The 14,892-nt window shown below is 71.5% G+C and carries 13 protein-coding genes and 6 pseudogenes; 11 read left to right on the top strand and 8 right to left on the bottom strand.

All coding sequences use genetic code 11. From position 1 onward, the window contains the following. Nucleotides 1-2 precede the first annotated feature (2 nt). The gene (locus ACXKR8_RS21760; RefSeq protein ID WP_458274548.1) at nucleotides 3-533 is read left to right on the top strand and encodes a PadR family transcriptional regulator; all 531 of its coding nucleotides are present in this window, start codon (nucleotides 3-5) and stop codon (nucleotides 531-533) included. Here the strand turns inward: ACXKR8_RS21760 and ACXKR8_RS21755 are convergent. The 5 genes and pseudogenes from ACXKR8_RS21755 to ACXKR8_RS21735 form a co-directional block, all read right to left on the bottom strand. Beyond that, a pseudogene (locus ACXKR8_RS21755) lies at nucleotides 463-1,502 on the bottom strand (EamA family transporter). The gene ACXKR8_RS21760 and the pseudogene ACXKR8_RS21755 overlap by 71 nt on opposite strands. A gap of 78 nt (nucleotides 1,503-1,580) precedes the next feature. Continuing rightward, nucleotides 1,581-1,922: a kynureninase/PvdN C-terminal domain-containing protein gene (locus ACXKR8_RS21750; protein WP_462100694.1), complete on the bottom strand. Its 342-nt coding sequence runs from the start codon at nucleotides 1,920-1,922 to the stop codon at nucleotides 1,581-1,583. 208 nt (nucleotides 1,923-2,130) lie between these two features. After that, a pseudogene (locus tag ACXKR8_RS21745) lies at nucleotides 2,131-2,649 on the bottom strand (aminotransferase class V-fold PLP-dependent enzyme); the annotation flags it as partial. Between the two features lie 163 nt (nucleotides 2,650-2,812). Continuing rightward, entirely contained in the window at nucleotides 2,813-3,040 is a 228-nt protein-coding gene (locus tag ACXKR8_RS21740) for a tryptophan 2,3-dioxygenase family protein (RefSeq protein WP_462100693.1), read from the bottom strand. Between the two features lie 123 nt (nucleotides 3,041-3,163). Then, a pseudogene (locus ACXKR8_RS21735) lies at nucleotides 3,164-3,556 on the bottom strand (tryptophan 2,3-dioxygenase family protein); the annotation flags it as partial. A gap of 169 nt (nucleotides 3,557-3,725) precedes the next feature. On the opposite strand from ACXKR8_RS21735, the gene ACXKR8_RS21730 reads away from it, so the two are divergent. The 8 genes and pseudogenes from ACXKR8_RS21730 to ACXKR8_RS21695 all read left to right on the top strand — a co-directional run bounded on the left by ACXKR8_RS21730 (nucleotide 3,726) and on the right by ACXKR8_RS21695 (nucleotide 10,039). After that, nucleotides 3,726-4,160: an Lrp/AsnC family transcriptional regulator gene (locus ACXKR8_RS21730; protein WP_458274544.1), complete on the top strand. Its 435-nt coding sequence runs from the start codon at nucleotides 3,726-3,728 to the stop codon at nucleotides 4,158-4,160. Between the two features lie 60 nt (nucleotides 4,161-4,220). Then, nucleotides 4,221-5,048 carry an alpha/beta hydrolase gene (locus ACXKR8_RS21725; protein ID WP_458274543.1) on the top strand — a complete coding sequence of 276 codons (828 nt, stop codon included), beginning with the start codon at nucleotides 4,221-4,223 and terminating at the stop codon, nucleotides 5,046-5,048. 164 nt (nucleotides 5,049-5,212) lie between these two features. Beyond that, nucleotides 5,213-5,545: a hypothetical protein gene (locus ACXKR8_RS21720; RefSeq protein WP_462100628.1), complete on the top strand. Its 333-nt coding sequence runs from the start codon at nucleotides 5,213-5,215 to the stop codon at nucleotides 5,543-5,545. Then, nucleotides 5,542-6,605, top strand: a pseudogene (locus ACXKR8_RS21715) (family 2B encapsulin nanocompartment shell protein). Before ACXKR8_RS21720 ends, ACXKR8_RS21715 begins: the two are co-directional and overlap by 4 nt. Nucleotides 6,606-6,757: 152 nt before the next feature. Next, complete coding sequence (locus tag ACXKR8_RS21710; RefSeq protein WP_462100627.1) at nucleotides 6,758-7,405, top strand: bestrophin-like domain; 648 nt, start codon at nucleotides 6,758-6,760, stop codon at nucleotides 7,403-7,405. A 121-nt stretch (nucleotides 7,406-7,526) separates the two neighbouring features. After that, entirely contained in the window at nucleotides 7,527-8,033 is a 507-nt protein-coding gene (locus ACXKR8_RS21705; RefSeq protein WP_458274540.1) for a SigE family RNA polymerase sigma factor, read from the top strand. Nucleotides 8,034-8,099: 66 nt separating this feature from the next. Beyond that, nucleotides 8,100-9,380: a hypothetical protein gene (locus ACXKR8_RS21700; RefSeq protein WP_458274539.1), complete on the top strand. Its 1,281-nt coding sequence runs from the start codon at nucleotides 8,100-8,102 to the stop codon at nucleotides 9,378-9,380. 56 nt (nucleotides 9,381-9,436) lie between these two features. Beyond that, nucleotides 9,437-10,039: a GNAT family N-acetyltransferase gene (locus ACXKR8_RS21695; RefSeq protein WP_458274538.1), complete on the top strand. Its 603-nt coding sequence runs from the start codon at nucleotides 9,437-9,439 to the stop codon at nucleotides 10,037-10,039. A 74-nt stretch (nucleotides 10,040-10,113) separates the two neighbouring features. Here the strand turns inward: ACXKR8_RS21695 and ACXKR8_RS21690 are convergent, their stop codons facing one another. Then, entirely contained in the window at nucleotides 10,114-10,689 is a 576-nt protein-coding gene (locus tag ACXKR8_RS21690) for a TerD family protein (RefSeq protein WP_458274537.1), read from the bottom strand. Between the two features lie 140 nt (nucleotides 10,690-10,829). After that, nucleotides 10,830-11,317, bottom strand: a pseudogene (locus ACXKR8_RS21685) (hypothetical protein). A 98-nt stretch (nucleotides 11,318-11,415) separates the two neighbouring features. Here ACXKR8_RS21685 and arfB point away from each other — a divergent pair. Continuing rightward, nucleotides 11,416-11,847 carry an alternative ribosome rescue aminoacyl-tRNA hydrolase ArfB gene (gene arfB / locus ACXKR8_RS21680; protein WP_458274535.1) on the top strand — a complete coding sequence of 144 codons (432 nt, stop codon included), beginning with the start codon at nucleotides 11,416-11,418 and terminating at the stop codon, nucleotides 11,845-11,847. Between the two features lie 36 nt (nucleotides 11,848-11,883). Here the strand turns inward: arfB and ACXKR8_RS21675 are convergent, their stop codons facing one another. Then, nucleotides 11,884-12,456, bottom strand: a complete 573-nt coding sequence (locus ACXKR8_RS21675) for a flavin reductase family protein (RefSeq protein WP_458274534.1) — start codon at nucleotides 12,454-12,456, stop codon at nucleotides 11,884-11,886. A 435-nt stretch (nucleotides 12,457-12,891) separates the two neighbouring features. Between ACXKR8_RS21675 and ACXKR8_RS21670 the strand changes: the two are divergent. Beyond that, nucleotides 12,892-14,651 (top strand): annotated as a pseudogene (locus ACXKR8_RS21670) (diguanylate cyclase domain-containing protein). The last annotated feature ends 241 nt before the right edge of the window (nucleotides 14,652-14,892 follow it).

Here is a 14,892-nt window from a genome sequence, read left to right as displayed (position 1 = left end):
GTATGAGCCTTCGCCACGCACTCCTCGGACTTCTCGTCGACAAAACGGCCAGCGGGTACGACCTGATGAAGCTGTTCGACACCTCACTGGCCAATGTCTGGCCCGCCACCCAGAGCCAGGTCTACGGCGAGCTGGCCAAACTGGCCGCCGCCGGGCTGCTGGAGGTCTCGGCCGAGGGCCCGCGCGGGCGCAAGGAGTACGCGCTCACCGACGAGGGCCTGGCCGAACTGCGCCGCTGGCTGGTGGACACCCAGCCGGAGCCGCCGCGCCGCAGCGACACCCTGCTCCGGGTGTTCTTCCTGGGCGTGCTGACCGACGAGCAGGCGCTGGCCTATCTGCGGGGCATGGCCGAGACCGCGGCCGGCGAGCACGGCGCGCTGGAGCAGTTGGAGCAGTCGATCGAATGGGACGGCGGGATGCTGTCCACCAACGGCAGGCTGGCGCTGGAGTTCGGGCTGCGCTTCACCGCGATGCGGGAGGAGTGGGCACGCTGGGCCGTCGAGCAGGTGGCGGCGACGAAGCGGGACCGATGACCACCTCGGCCGCGGCAACAGCAGCCGGGGCGGAGGGCGTCGAGGTCTGCGCGACGCAAGCCCCGGCCAGGACCAGCAGGCCGCCGAGGATCTGCGGCAGCGCCAGGTGCTCGCCCAGCAGCACCCATGCCAGCACCGTCGCCACGACCGCCTCCAGGCAGGCCACCACGCCGGCCACCGGAGCGGAGAGCCGGCTCACCGAGGCGACCCCGGTGAGATAGGCCAGCACCGTGGCGATCAGCACCACCCAGCCGAGCAGCAGCAGCGCCGGGACCGGGGTGCCGCCCATGGACGCGTCCCGGCCGAGCAGCTGCCAGTGCGTCTCCCAGGGACGGGCCACCGGGAGCAGCACGATGGTGCCGATGATCAACCCGTACGCGGTCATGCCCATCGGGTCGACTGCGACCGCGCCTGGGGAGCCGGCCGTGCCGGACTTCTCGGACAGGATGAAGTAGCCGACCATCCCGCAGGCCGCCGCCAGCGCGGAGGCCACCCCGATCGGGTCCAGGCCGCCGAGGCCGTCCAGAACTGCACCACCAGGGCCAGCCCGGCCATGGTCGCCGCCGCGCCGACCACCGCGGCCCGGCTCACCCGGCGCCGCTGGACGAAGCGGACATAGCCCAGCAGCAGTACCGGGCCGAGGTACTCGATCAACAGGGCGACCCCGACCGGGATCCGGGAGATCGCATAGAAGTAGCAGCCCTGGACGCAGGCCACCCCGATCAGGCCGAAGCCGATCAGCAGCCCCGGGTGCCGCCGGGGCAGGTCGCGGTGCCGGATCGCCACCGGCAGCAGCACCAGCGCGGAGAGCGCGATCCGCAGCCACACCACCTGCATCGCCGTCAGCCCGGCCTCGATCAGCGGCTTCGCGGCCGTCCCTGAGCCGCCGAAGGCGCAGGCGGAGAGCAGGGCGAGGGTGAGGCCGGTTCGGCGCCGGGTCGCAGCGGGGGTGGGGGTGGAGGTGCGCATCGGCCCAGTCTGGCAGCGCGAGGGCCTGCGGCGACAGGGGTGTCCATAACTGATGCTGCTGTCAGGTCACCGCCTGCGTCAGGTCACCGCCCCTGCCGCCGCCGCGAAGCGGGGCTCGCGCCAGACGCCGGAGGTCAGCACCTCGGTCAGCACCGCCGCCGCGTCGCGGACGTCGGCGTGGCTCAGGTACAGCGGGGTGAAGCCGAAGCGCAGTACGTCCGGGGCCCGGAAGTCGCCGATCACCCCGCGTTCGATCAGCGTCTGCATGACGGCGTAGGCGTGCGGGTGTTGCAGCGAGACCTGGCTGCCGCGCTGCTCCGGTTCGGCGGGGGTCAGCGAGGGCAGCCCCAGCGGCTCGGTGAGCCGCAGGAACAGCGAGCTGAGGGCGAGGCTCTTGGCTCGCAGCGCGGTGAGGTCCACCTCGTCCCAGAGGTCCAGCGCGGCCTGCAGTCCGGCGAAGCTGAGCAGCGGCGGGGTGCCGGTGAGGAAGCGGCCGATGCCGGGGGCGGACGGTAGCCGGGCTCGAAGGCGAAGGGTCGGCGTGGCCGAACCAGCCGGTGAGCGGCTGCTCCGCGGCCTCGTGGTGCCGGGCGGCGGCGTAGAGGAAGGCGGGGGAGCCGGGCCCGCCGTTGAGGTACTTGTAGGTGCAGCCGACGGCGAAGTCGACCGCGCAGGCGTCGAGCCGGACCGGCAGCGCGCCCGCCGAGTGGCACAGGTCCCAGACCACCAGCGCGCCGTGCCGGTGCACCAGTTCGGTGACGGCGGCCATGTCCTGGAGCCGTCCGCTGCGGTAGTCGACATGGGAGAGCAGGACGACGGCGACGTCCTGGTCCAGCAGTTGCTCCAGGGTGTCCCCGTCGCGGCCGAGCAGCCGGCGGTCGCGGCCGGGCCCGGCGCCCTCGGTCAGATAGAGGTCGGTGGGGAAGCTGCCCAGCTCGGAGACGATGACCCGGCGGTCCGGGCGCAGCCGCAGGGCCGCCGTCAGCACCTTGAAGAGGTTGACCGAGGTCGAGTCGCAGACCACGGTCTGCCCGGCCGCCGCGCCGACCAGCGGGCCGATCCGGTCGCCGAGGCCGCGCGGCAGGTCGTACCAGCCGGCCTCGTTCCAGCTGCGGATCAGGCCGCGGCCCCACTCCTGCTCGACCATTCGGGCGATCCGCTCCGGGGTGTGCGCGGGGAGCGCGCCGAGGGAGTTGCCGTCCAGGTAGAGCACGCCCTCGGGCAGGGTGAAGCGGTCCCGGAACGAACGCAGCGGGTCGGCGGCGTCCAGCGCCTCGACATCCACCGGCTGCGAAGGGACAGCCTGCGGCTCAGAGCGCATTGCGGGCGCTCCACAGCTCGGGGAAGACGTCCTGCTCGGCGGCCTTGCGGAGCCAGCTCAGGCCGCTGGAGCCGCCGGTCCCCGGCTTGGCGCCCATGGTCCGCTTGACCGAGCTGAGGTGGCGCTGGCGCCATCGGGTGACCCGCTCCGCGACGTCCAGCAGCAGCTCGCCGAGCAGCGCCAGATCGCTGTACTCGGGGTCGCCGTAGACGGTCACCCAGGGCTCGGGGCCGGTCAGGCCGCGCCGGGCCAGCACCGCCGCCGCGTCCTCGTACAGGGAGGGGCCGTGCAGGGTCTCCGCCAGCTCGTCGTACACCTGGGGGTGGCCGGCGTAGAGCGCGAGCAGCCGCTCGTTCTTGTTGCCGAGCAGGAACTCCAGGTGCAGATAGCTGAACGACTGGAAGCCGCTGGCCTCGCCCAGGTACGGGCGGAACGCGCTGAACTCGACCGGGGTCATCGCCGCCAGCAGCTCCCAGGAGCCGACCAGCACCTCCTGGACGCCGAGGCCGCGGCGCAGCGCGGCGGTCGCGCCGGTCAGGTCGTCGGCGCGCAGGGCGTGCTGGGCGCCGACCCACTCCTGCCGGAGCTGGGCGAACAGCAGTTCCATCACCTGGGTGGCGACGATGAAGGTGCGCTCGGCCGGCTCCTTGCTGCGCGGGTGCTGCAGCGAGTGCAGGGTGTCGATGCCCGCGTAGGCGGCGTACGGGTGGTGGGCTCGCCGAAGTCGAGCTTGGGCTCCATGGCATGCCTCCTCGGGTCTCTGGACGACGGTTCAAGCGGTCACGTCATTCTTGATTGTTTCGACCCTGCGCTGAATGGGCGTCGGATGCCACTTGGGCGCTGCTGCCTACCATGGGAAAGGCAGATCATGCCGTCGGGTTTCCAAACGAAAGGCACAGCCTGTGGACGCGGTGGACCGGCGGTTGCTGGCCGAGTTGCAGCAGGACGCCAGGCTCTCCTTCAACGAGCTGTCGCGGCGGGTCAATCTGTCCTCGCCCGCCGTCGCCGAGCGGGTGCGGCGGCTGGAGGCGACCGGGGTGCTGGCCGGCTACCACGCCCGGGTGGACCTGGTCCGGGCCGGCCGGCCGGTGAGTGCCCTGGTACAGGTGCAGTGCTACGGCCCGCACTGCGTACTGCGGGATCCGGCCGTCGCCGACTGGCCGGAAGTACTGCAACTGCACCGTGTCACCGGAGACGCCTGCTGCGTGCTCATGGTGGCGGTAGCGTCGATGGCGGAGTTCGAGGCGCTGATCGACCGGCTGTCGGAGTACGGGCAGCCCGCCAGCACGATGATCCTTTCCAGTCCGGTCCAGTGGCGCCCCGTGCAGCCGACCTGACTGGCGACCCGCCGACCTGACGACCTGATGACGCACTGACGACAAACCAGGAGCACCGACGTGAGCCCGAGCGACGACGACGCCGTCCTCCAGTCCCTCCAGGAGCGGCCCGCCGCCCCGCCGCCCGACCACACCGCCCGCTACGGGCCGCACCCCGAGCAGATCGTCGACCTGCGGCTGCCGCCGGAAGGACCGCCGCCGAGCACCCTGGTGGTGCTGGTGCACGGCGGCTTCTGGCGGGTCGCCTACGACCGGGCGCACACCGCGCCGCTCGCGGACGCGCTGGCCCGGGCCGGGTTCGCGGTGGCGGTGCCCGAGTACCGGCGGGTCGGCTCGCCCGGCGGCGGCTGGCCGGGCACCTTCGACGACCTGGCGATCTTCACCGAATCGCTGCGGATGATCACCGCCGCCCGCGGCATCCACCTCAAGCGCACCGTGCTGGTCGGCCACTCCGCCGGCGGCCACCTGGCGCTGTGGGCCGCCGCCAGGCACCGGCTGCCGGTCGGCTCGCCCTGGCGGACCGAGTGGCGCCCGGACGCGGTGGTGTCGCTGGCCGGCTGCGCCTCGCTGGCCCTCTCCGACATCTGGGACCTGGGCCGGGGCGCGACGGCGACCCTGCTCGGCGGCAGTGTGGACGCCGTCCCCGAGCGCTACGCCCTGGCCGACCCCGGCGCGCTGCTGCCGCTGGGCGTCCCGGTGACGCTGCTGCACGGCAGCGAGGACGACGTGGTCCCGGCCGCGATGAGCCGCGAGTACGCCGGGCTGGCCGAGCGGAGCGGTGATCCGGTGCGGCTGGTGGAGCTCGCGGGGATGGAGCACTTCGGTCTGATCGACCCGCTCTCCGCGGCCTGGCCCCACCTGCTGGATGCGCTGGGTGACGCCGGCTGAGATTTCGGTGACGCTACGTCATATGCCTCGCTGCATATGCGAACAGCGGCTGGGACTACCCCGAACGGGTGTCGAACATGCGCACTCTTTCAGGGAATGGAACGGAGCCTCCCCGACCGCCACTCTGGAACCGCAGGTCACACGTTCTGGGGAGGCAGTAGCAGATGACGGACCAGCAGACCGCTCTCGGCACAGCAGCGGCAAAGAATCTCGCGACCACCACCAAGACCGCCCCGCAGATGCAGGGCATCACCTCGCGGTGGCTGTTGAAGATGCTGCCCTGGGTCCAGGTGTCGGGCGGCACCTACCGGGTGAACCGCCGGCTCACCTACGCGACCGGTCGGGGGCGGCTCAGTATCGCGCAGACCGGCTCGGAGGTCCGAATCGTCCCGCCCACGCTCGGCGAACTGCCGGTGCTCAGGGGCTTCGAGGACGAGGAACTGCTCACCGAGCTGGCCGGGCGCTTCAGCCAGCGGAGTTCGAGGCCGGGGAGGTGATCGCCGCCCTCGGCGCTCCGGTGGACCATGTCCTGGTGGTCGCCCACGGCAAGATCCGCAAGCTGGGGGACGGCAAGTTCGGCGACCACGACGCCGTCCTCGGCACCCTCGCCAACGGCGACCACTTCGGCGACGAGGCGCTCACCGAGGTCCTCACCGGGGCCGGCACCACCTGGGGCTACACCGCCAAGGCGGCGACCGCCGGCACCCTGCTGGCGCTGCCCAAGGAGGCCTTCGCCGGACTGGTCGACCGCTCACCGGAGCTCCGGGTCCAGGTCGAGCTCTACCTGGCCGAGGCCGAGCTGTCCAAGGACAAGCACGGCCAGGCCGCCATCGAGCTCGCTTCCGGGCACGAGGGCGAGGAGGAGCTGCCCGGAACCTATGTGGACTACGAACTCGCGCCGCGCGAGTACGAGTTGAGCGTCGCGCAGACCGTGCTCCAGGTGCACAGCCGGGTCGCGGACCTCTACAACCAGCCGATGAACCAGATCGAGCAGCAGCTCAAGCTCACCGTCGAGGCGCTGCGCGAACGGCAGGAGCACGAGCTGGTCAACAACCCCGAGTTCGGCTGCTGCACAACGCCGAGCACGAGCAGCGGATCCACACCCACGGCGGCCCGCCCACCCCCGACGACCTGGACGAGCTGCTCTCCCGCCGGCGCGGCTCCAACCTCTTCCTGGCCCACCCGCGGGCGATCGCCGCCTTCGGCCGGGAGTGCAGCAAGCGCGGGCTCTACCCGGACGCGGTGGACGTCGGCGGGCACCGGATCCCGTCCTGGCGCGGGGTGCCGATCTTCCCGTGCAACAAGATCCCGGTGAACGGCGGCCACACCAGCTCGATCCTGGTGCTGCGCACCGGCGAGGACAACCAGGGCGTGGTCGGGCTGCACCAGACCGGTCTCCCGGACGAGTACGAGCCCGGCCTGTCGGTCCGGTTCATGGGGATCAACGAGAAGGCCGTGATCCAGTACCTGGTCAGCGCCTACTACTCGGCCGCGGTGCTGGTCCCGGACGCGCTCGGGGTGCTGGAGAACGTCGAGGTCGCGCACCCGCGCGACTGACGAGGAACGGAGCGCGACTGACCGAGGAACGGAGCGTGCCCATTGAGCTGGTCGGACCTACTGATCTTCTTCGGCTCGCTGGCTTTCGCCGGCTTCCTGCTCTGGGCGGTGCAGCGGTTCGTCCCGCACCCGCCCGGGAGGGCAGCAATGACGTGGCCGGCTTCATCTTCGCCGGCGTGGGAGTCATCTACGCGGTCCTGCTGGCCTTTGTCGTCATCTCCGTCTGGGAGAACGTCGACGCGGCCCGGCAGACCACCTTCAAGGAGGCCGACGCACTGGCCGGGATCTACTGGATCTCCCGGGACCTGCCGCTGCCGCTCGGCGCGACCATCGAACACGACACCCTCGACTACGCCCACACCGTGGAGGACACCGAGTGGCCGCTGATGGCGAGCCACCAGAGCAGTCCCCAGGCCACCCAGGAGGTCTATGCGATCCGTAACGCGGTCAACTCCTACCAGCCGACGACCCCGGCCCAGCAGGTGCTGTTCGAGCACGCGGTGTCCCATGTGGAGGAGCTGGCCACCGAGCGCAGGGCCCGGCTGACCGAGGTGGAGGACTCGGTGCCGCCGATCCTCTGGGGGGCGCTGATCCTCGGCGCGGTGCTGACCATCGGCTTCACCTATCTCTTCGGCCTGTCCAACACCCTGGCCCACGCCCTGATGGTGCTGTCGCTGACCGCGCTGGTGGTGGGGTCGCTGATCCTGATCAAGGAGATGAACTACCCCTTCGACGGGGTGACCAAGATCGAGCCCACGGCCTTCAAGGTCTTCCTGGACCGATTGCCGACCCCACGCTGAGCCACACCCCCCCCAGGGAAGCCCCGGAAGAAATTCCGGGGCTTCCCTGTAACGTGCGCCCTGCGGTCCCGCGTCATAGGGAGCAGAGAAGGAAGCACAGCCGGAACACCTGCGGGGGCCAGTGAAACAGAAAGACGTGGACGAGTACCTGGAGTTCGCGACCGCACGAAGTACACCGCTCTACCGGACGGCCTGCCTGCTCACCGGGGGCGACCGCCACCTGGCCGAGGATCTGGTCCAGGAGACGCTGGGACGGGTCTACGTCCACTGGCGCAAGGTGTCCGCGGCCGACAATCCGGCCGCGTACGCGCACACCGTGCTGGTCAGGGCGTTCCTCACGCACCGGCGCCGGCGCAGCAGTGACGAGCGCCCGTCCGGCTACCTGCCGGACGGCGTCGCCCCCGAGGCGGACACCGCCCTGCGGATCACCCTGCTGCACGCCCTGGGCGAGCTGTCGGTGCGGGACCGGGCGGTGGTGGTCCTGCGCTACTGGGAGGACCACAGCGTCGAGGAGACCGCGACCCTGCTCCGGCTCAGGTCCGGAGTGGTCCGGACCCAGAGCTCGCGCGCACTGGCCAGGCTTCGGCTGGTGCTCGGCGACAGCCTCAGCGACTTCGCACACCCCTAGCGGTGCGCACCTCCCCCTCCCCCGACTTCCGGGAACCGCCCACTGACCCGAGATGGTGGCACTGCCATGCCTTTTGAGGACGAACTGACCGACGCGCTGCGCAGCACCGGGGACAGTTTCCAGACCGATCCGAGCCGGCTGGTCAACGCCGGGATCGCGGACGGGCGCCGTCGGCGCCGGCGCCGTACCGTCGGTGTGATCGGCAGCGTCACCGCGCTCGCCCTGGTCGGGATCGGCGGGACGGTCGCCTCCGGCGTGCTGCAGGCCGACGCCAGGCCGGTCGGCCCCGCGGCCGTCCCGACCCAGCTGCCGAGCAGCCCCGGTGCGAGCGCGACCAAGGGCGTGGTGGTCCGGGAGTTCGGCCCCCAGGAGCTGCTGACCGGCTTTGAGGCGATGCTCCCCAAGGGCCATCTCTCCGCCGTCGAGGCCGAAGGGTTCGACAGCCTGCAGAACGGCTCCAGGGCCCAGCGGGCCCTGCTCTCCCTGGTCCTCAACGACGGCAAGGGCCCGTCGGCGATCTCGATCATCATCCAGCGGCTGGCGACCACCGTCAACGACCAGCAGGTGCAGCAGTACCTCGCCTGCCCGAGCCACAGCGCCCGGCCGGACATCCAATGCACCCGCAAGACCCTCCCCAACGGGACCGTGCTCACCGTGACGCAGGGGCTGGAGAGCCCGGTCGGCACCAGCAAGGAGAAGGACTGGACGGCGTACCTGGCCACCGCCAACGGCTCGCTGATCACCCTGGACGAGACCAACTCCGCCCTGGAGAAGGGTCCGGTCTCGCGGCCCGAGCCGGTGCTCTCGGTGAAGCAGCTCAAGGCCGTGGTGACCGACCCGTTCTGGACGAAGGTCACCTCGTCGCTGCCCGCGCCGCCGCCCCCGGCGCTGCACACCGGTCCGACCCACAACAGCCTTTCGGCCGACCGGATCACCGGGACCCTGCGGGCCGCGCTGCCGAAGGGGCTGACCCTGTCCATGGACGGCGACAACGAGGAGGGCTACGCCTCCGGCCGGATCAACGACGGCCACGGCGCGGGCGTCATCGGCGTCAACGCCGACTGGTTCGGCACCACCGGCGACGCCGTCGACCAGGTGTTCGGCGGAGCGACCGTGCTGGCGGACGGCACCAGGATCGTGGTGGACCAGGGCCCGTCCGAGAAGGGCGGCGCCGGCGCGGTCCAGTGGACCGTGCAGGTGCTGCACAAGGACGGCCGGCGGATCGTGGTCAGCGAGCTGAACGCCGCCGCCTTCACCAGCGCCAAGGACCGCCCCGAGCCGGTGCTGACCCTGAGTCAGCTCAAGGCCCTCGCGCTCAGCCCCAGCTGGGTGGCCACGGCCTGGTAGGCAGGTCCTGGGCAGGTCCCTCCGAGGCGTCCCGTCGGCTGTGAAAGGCTGGCGGGATGCCGACGATTCGCCCCTACCGCCCAGCCGACCACGACGCCATGTACGACATCTGCGTCCGTACCGGGCACGCCGGGAAGGACGCCAGCGGCCTCTACACCGACCCGCGGATCCTGCCGGACATCTTCACCGGGCCCTATCTCGCGCTGGAGCCGCAGCTGGCCTTCGTGCTGGCCGATGCCGAGGACCGGGCGATCGGGTACGTCATCGGCACCGCCGACACCCCGGCCTTCGTCGCGGCCTACCGGGAGCGCTGGCTGCCGACCGTGGCCGCCCGCTATCCGGAGGGCAGCGGGACCGGCCTGGAAGCCGGGCGGATCCAGGAGCTGCACCATCCGGAGTGGATGTGGCGCGAGGACCTGGTCGACTACCCGGCCCACCTGCACATCGACCTGCTGCCGGAGGCCCAGGGCCAGGGCGCGGGACGGGCCATGATCGAGCGCTTCCTGGCGGCGCTGCGGGCGGCCGGGGTGGCCCGGGTGCACCTGGGCATGAGCACGGCCAACACCGGCGCCAGGGCCTTCTACGACCGGCTGGGCTTCCAGGAGCTCGGGCGCTCGCCGGACGGCCACGGCCTCACCCTGGGCCGCGGCACGGCCTGACCGCAGCGGCCTGACCGCAGACAGGACGGGCCGCCCGGGGAACGCGTCCCCGGGCGGCCCGTCCCGGTGGCTGACTAGAGGCGGACGCCGAAGTCGCCGGCGATGCCGGCCAGGCCGGAGGCGTAGCCCTGGCCGGTGGCGCGGAACTTCCACTCGGCGCCGTTGCGGTAGATCTCGCCGAAGAGCATCGCGGTCTCGGTCGCGGCGTCCTCGGTGAGGTCGTAGCGGGCGATCTCGGCCTCGCCGGCCTGGTTCAGCACGCGGATGAAGGCGTTGCGGACCTGGCCGAAGTTCTGGCTGCGGTTCTCGGCGTCGTAGATGGAGACCGGGAACACGATCTTGTCCGCCTCGGGCGGCAGACCGGCCAGGTTCACCTTGATCTGCTCGTCGTCGCCGTCACCCTGGCCGGTGACGTTGTCACCGGTGTGGACCACGGTCTGGTCCGGCGTGGCGGTGTTGTTGAAGAACACGAAGTGCTTGTCCGAGAGGACCTTGCCCGAAGCGTCCAGGACGATGGCGCTGGCGTCCAGGTCGAAGTCCGTCCCGGTGGTGGTGCGAACATCCCAGCCCAGACCCACGATGATGGCCGTGAGACCGGGAGCCTCCTTGGTGAGGGAGACATTTCCGCCCTTGGACAGGCTTACCGGCATGGTGGAGCCCCTTCCTGTTCCTGCGTTGCTCTTCCGGATACGCGCATTCTTGCGGCCACAGTCTGCCGCTCAGGTGCTTCGCCGGTAAGAACGCGGGAGGCACCTCTTACGGTTCCCCGGAATGTCCGGTTTCTCGGGGGCTATCCGATGCGCGGGAAACGGGCCTGGACCTCCCACACCGTCGCGTTGTCCGCGAAGCCCTCGTGCAGGTCCGCGAGGTCGGCGATCAGGTCCTGCAGGAAGTCGCGGGCCTCCCGGCGCAGATCCGGGTGGCGCACGGTGATCGGGGGCCGGTCCACCCACTCGGCGTGGATCTCGACCCAGTTGAATCGGCGGCTGAACCGCAGCAGGTCGGCGGACTCGGTGAAGTCCAGGTCGGCCTGCTGCAGCCGGGAGCCGCGGGCCCCGGCCGGGTCCTGGTCGATCTCCTCGACGATGTCGCAGAGCGCCCAGGCGAAGTCCAGCACCGGCACCCATCCCCAGGCTGTGGACAGGTCGACCCCCTCGCCCTCCAGGTGGATGTCGCCGCAGAACAGGTCGTGCCGCAGCGGGCGGGCGCCGACGCTGCGGTAGTCGGTCTGCGGGGGTCGGGGAAGCGGTTGGACAGCGAGTAGCCGAGGTCGATCACCGGTCGATGGTCCCACGGCGGGCTGAGCCGGTCGTGCGGGCGTTCGTACGTGCGAAATCCTCTGGCGGGCGGGGCCCCGGAGCAGGGATCATGGGGGTATGTCCATTCCCGTCCGCGTCCGCGGCTCGGTCGTCGTGCCCGACGCCGAGCTGCTGTGGCGTTTCTCGCGCTCGTCCGGCCCGGGCGGTCAGCATGTCAACACCTCCGACACCCAGGTCGAGCTGATGTTCGATATCGTCGGCTCCGCGGTGCTGCCCCAGGTCTGGAAGGACCGCGCCCTGGAGCGGCTCTCCGGACGCCTGGTCGACGGCGGGGTGCTGGTGGTCCGCTCCTCCGAGCACCGCTCGCAGTGGCGGAACCGGGAGGCCGCCGCGGTGCGGCTGGGGGCCCTGCTGAGCGACGCGGTGGCCCCGCCGCCGCGGACCCGGCGGGCGACCAAGCCGAGTCGGGGCATGGTGGAGCGCCGGCTCACCGACAAGAAGCGCCGCGCGGACGTGAAGCGCGGGCGCTCCGGCAAGAACTTCGACTAGCCCGGCTGCCGGGCCCTCAGCCCAGCTGCCGAGCCCTCAGCCCAGCTGCCGGTACTGGCCGCGGAAGTAGAGCAGCGGGCTGCCCTCGGCCGCGGCGACCTCGGCCGAGAGCACCCGGCCGATCAGCAGCACGTGGTCCCCGGCGGATATCCGCTGCTCGGTGCGGCACTCCACGGTCGCCAGCGCCCCGTCCACCAGCGGCGCCCCCGAGGCGTCCCCGCGCCGGTGCGGCAGGTCGGCGAACAGCAGCCGGTCGCTGACCCTGCCCTTCATCGCGAAGCGGGCCGCCGCGGTGCGCTGGTCGGCGCCGAGCACCGAGACCGCCCAGCGGTCGATCCGGGTCAGCGTCTCCTCCATCCGGGAGTCCTCCCGCACCGAGACCATCACCAGCGGCGGATCCAGCGACACCGACAGGAACGCGGTCGCGGTCATTCCCACGTCCTCGCCGCGCGGGCCGTCCTCGGGGTCGTGCGCGGTCAGCAGCACCACCCCCGAGGCGAGGTGGCTCAGGGCGGTCCGGAACTCCTCAGGGGTCGCCTGGAGGGCCTCTGCGGCGGCGGCAGGGCCGGTGCTGGGACTGGTCGGGGAAGGGTGCGCGGCGTTGTACACGTAACGCACGGTATCTTCGCCCACCCGTCGACCGCATCGGACCAGCGGTGTATACCTGCCCACATCGATGGTCCTAGGAGGGCGTCGGGCCGGGGCTTGGCGTCGGGAAGTGGGGGAAGTGGGCTTCATGTGTGGGCGAAACGCGAATTTTCGCCCCCAGGGGTGAACGCGGGAGCCGTGGTGGCGCGATGATGACTTCAGTTCTTGGCGCCTGAAGCCGGATCGGGGGAGGGTCCCAGAAGGGGATTGGCCGGGTTTGCCCCAGATGAACTGCTTATCAGGGCTGATCAGTTGTGTGAGTTGGGTCACAAGTGACGTTCATTTGCTGACCCAGCGTGCCTATTGATGTGCTCCCTGTGATTCAGTTTGCTTGGCAATCGGACGATAGGCATGACTGGAATCCCGAATCTGCCACTGTCACGGAGGGAGTGCGTGATGGACCCCGAGTCGGAGCCGTACGTCCGTCTCGCGACCCTGCGCACACTGCACCGGGTCGTGGCGGACCTCAATGCCGCCCGCAGCCTGGCCGGAACGCTGCAGGCCGTGGTCGAGGGCGCGGTCACCGGCCTCGGCTTCGAGAGCGCCGTCGTCAACCTGGTCCGCCCGGACGGGGATCTGGTCGTCGCCGCGGTCTGGAGCGAGGGCGAGCACGACACCGAGGCCGAGCACGGCGAGGGGGCCGGGCACGGGTCCGGCATCGACTCCCTGCTCGGCCAGATCGGCTCCCGCGACTCCTGGAACCGGCTGCTCAACGTCGGCGAGGTCTGGGGCTCGCTGGTCTTCGTCCCGCACGAGCGCAGCTGGGCCCGTTCCGCCGACCTGCCCAACTGGGAGGGTGGCGGAGTCCGGGACGGCCTCTCGCCGGCCGCCGGCCCCCAGGTCACCCCTGGCACCCGGACGACGTCCTGCTCGCCCCGATGTACAGCCTCGGCGGCGAACTGCTCGGCGTGCTCTCGGTGGACCGGCCGCGCAGCGGACGCAGACCCGGGCAGTGGACCCGCGAGTCGCTGGAGATGTTCAGCCAGCAGGCCGGGATAGCCATCGGCAACGCCCGGCTGCGCGCCGAGATGCAGCGGGCCCTGGTCCGGCTGGAGCGCGAGCAGCACACCCTGCGGGCCAGCGAGGAGAGCTTCCGGCAGGCCTTCGAGTACGCCCCCAGCGGGATGGCCATCACCGAGCTGCACGGCGCCCAGCGCGGCAAGCTCACCCGGGTCAACGACGCGCTGTGCCGGCTGCTCGGCCGCCCCCGCACCTCGCTGCAGCGGCAGAGCTTCGAGGACCTGGTGCACCCCGAGGACGAGGGGCTGCTGCGCCGGGTCTCCGCCGAGAACGGCCGGGCCGAGGTGCGGCTGGCCCGCCGCGACGGCGGCTACCTCTGGGTCTACCTGCGGAACTCGGTGGTCGCCGACACCGAGGAGGGCGCGCGCTTCCTGCTCACCCACATCGAGGACATCGAGGACCGCAAGCGCCACGAGCTGCAGCTCGCGCACCGGGCCAGCCACGACGCGCTGACCGGGCTGCCCAACGCGGCCGAGCTCAGGGCCCGGCTGACGCTGCGGCTCTGCGAGCAGCCGCAGGGCGGCGAGGAGCGGCAGGCGGTCACCGCGGGCTCCGGCAGTGGCCCCGGCGCGCTGGGGACCTTCGGCAGCGGCGCCCACGGCTACCAGCCGGTGCCGCACGGCGGGGGCCCCTTCGACGGCGGCTTCGAGCACGTGCACGCGATGCTGCCGGACGACCCCGCCGCCGAGGGCCGCGGCGGGCGCGGGCTTGCGGTGCTGTTCTGCGACCTGGACGGTTTCAAGTCGATAAATGACCGTTTCGGCCACAATGCGGGCGACGCGGTGCTGATCGAGGTCGCCCGGCGGCTCCAGCACGTCGTCCGTGAGGGTGACACGGTGGCCCGGCTGGGCGGCGACGAGTTCGTGGTGCTGGCCGACGGCGTGGGCCGGGACGAGGCCAAGGACCTGGCCGGACGGCTGCGGACGGCGATCATCCCGCCGATGCGGGTGGACGGCCGCGCGGTGCGGGTCGGGGTCAGTCTGGGCATCGGCTGGGCCGGCTGCGGGATGTCCATCGACGAGGTGCTGCACACCGCCGACGAGCGGATGTACCTGGAGAAGCGGGCCAGGGCCGGCGCGGCCGGCGGCAGCCGCCAGCCCGGCACCGGCAACCGCTCGCACCGCCGGGCGGGCTGACCCGGGTTCCCCGGCGGCTCATCCCGTACTTACCTGAGTGTCACCGGAGCCAGGTAGTGTGCGTTGACACGTGTGTCCGCCGGATCAGGCCAACCCGGGCGCGGCGCAGACAAATGATCATGTACGTTGACCTTCCTCCGCCCGAGCGGGAGCGGACGGTCTGCCACCCCTGGGGAGTTGAGATCTCGATGTCGTCCGAGAACCACGGCGTGCCGAGGACGACGACCCGTTCGCCTACCTC

The sequence above is a fragment of the Streptacidiphilus sp. PAMC 29251 genome (genome assembly GCF_054208735.2).
This window is presented reverse-complemented; position numbering and strand designations above follow the sequence as displayed.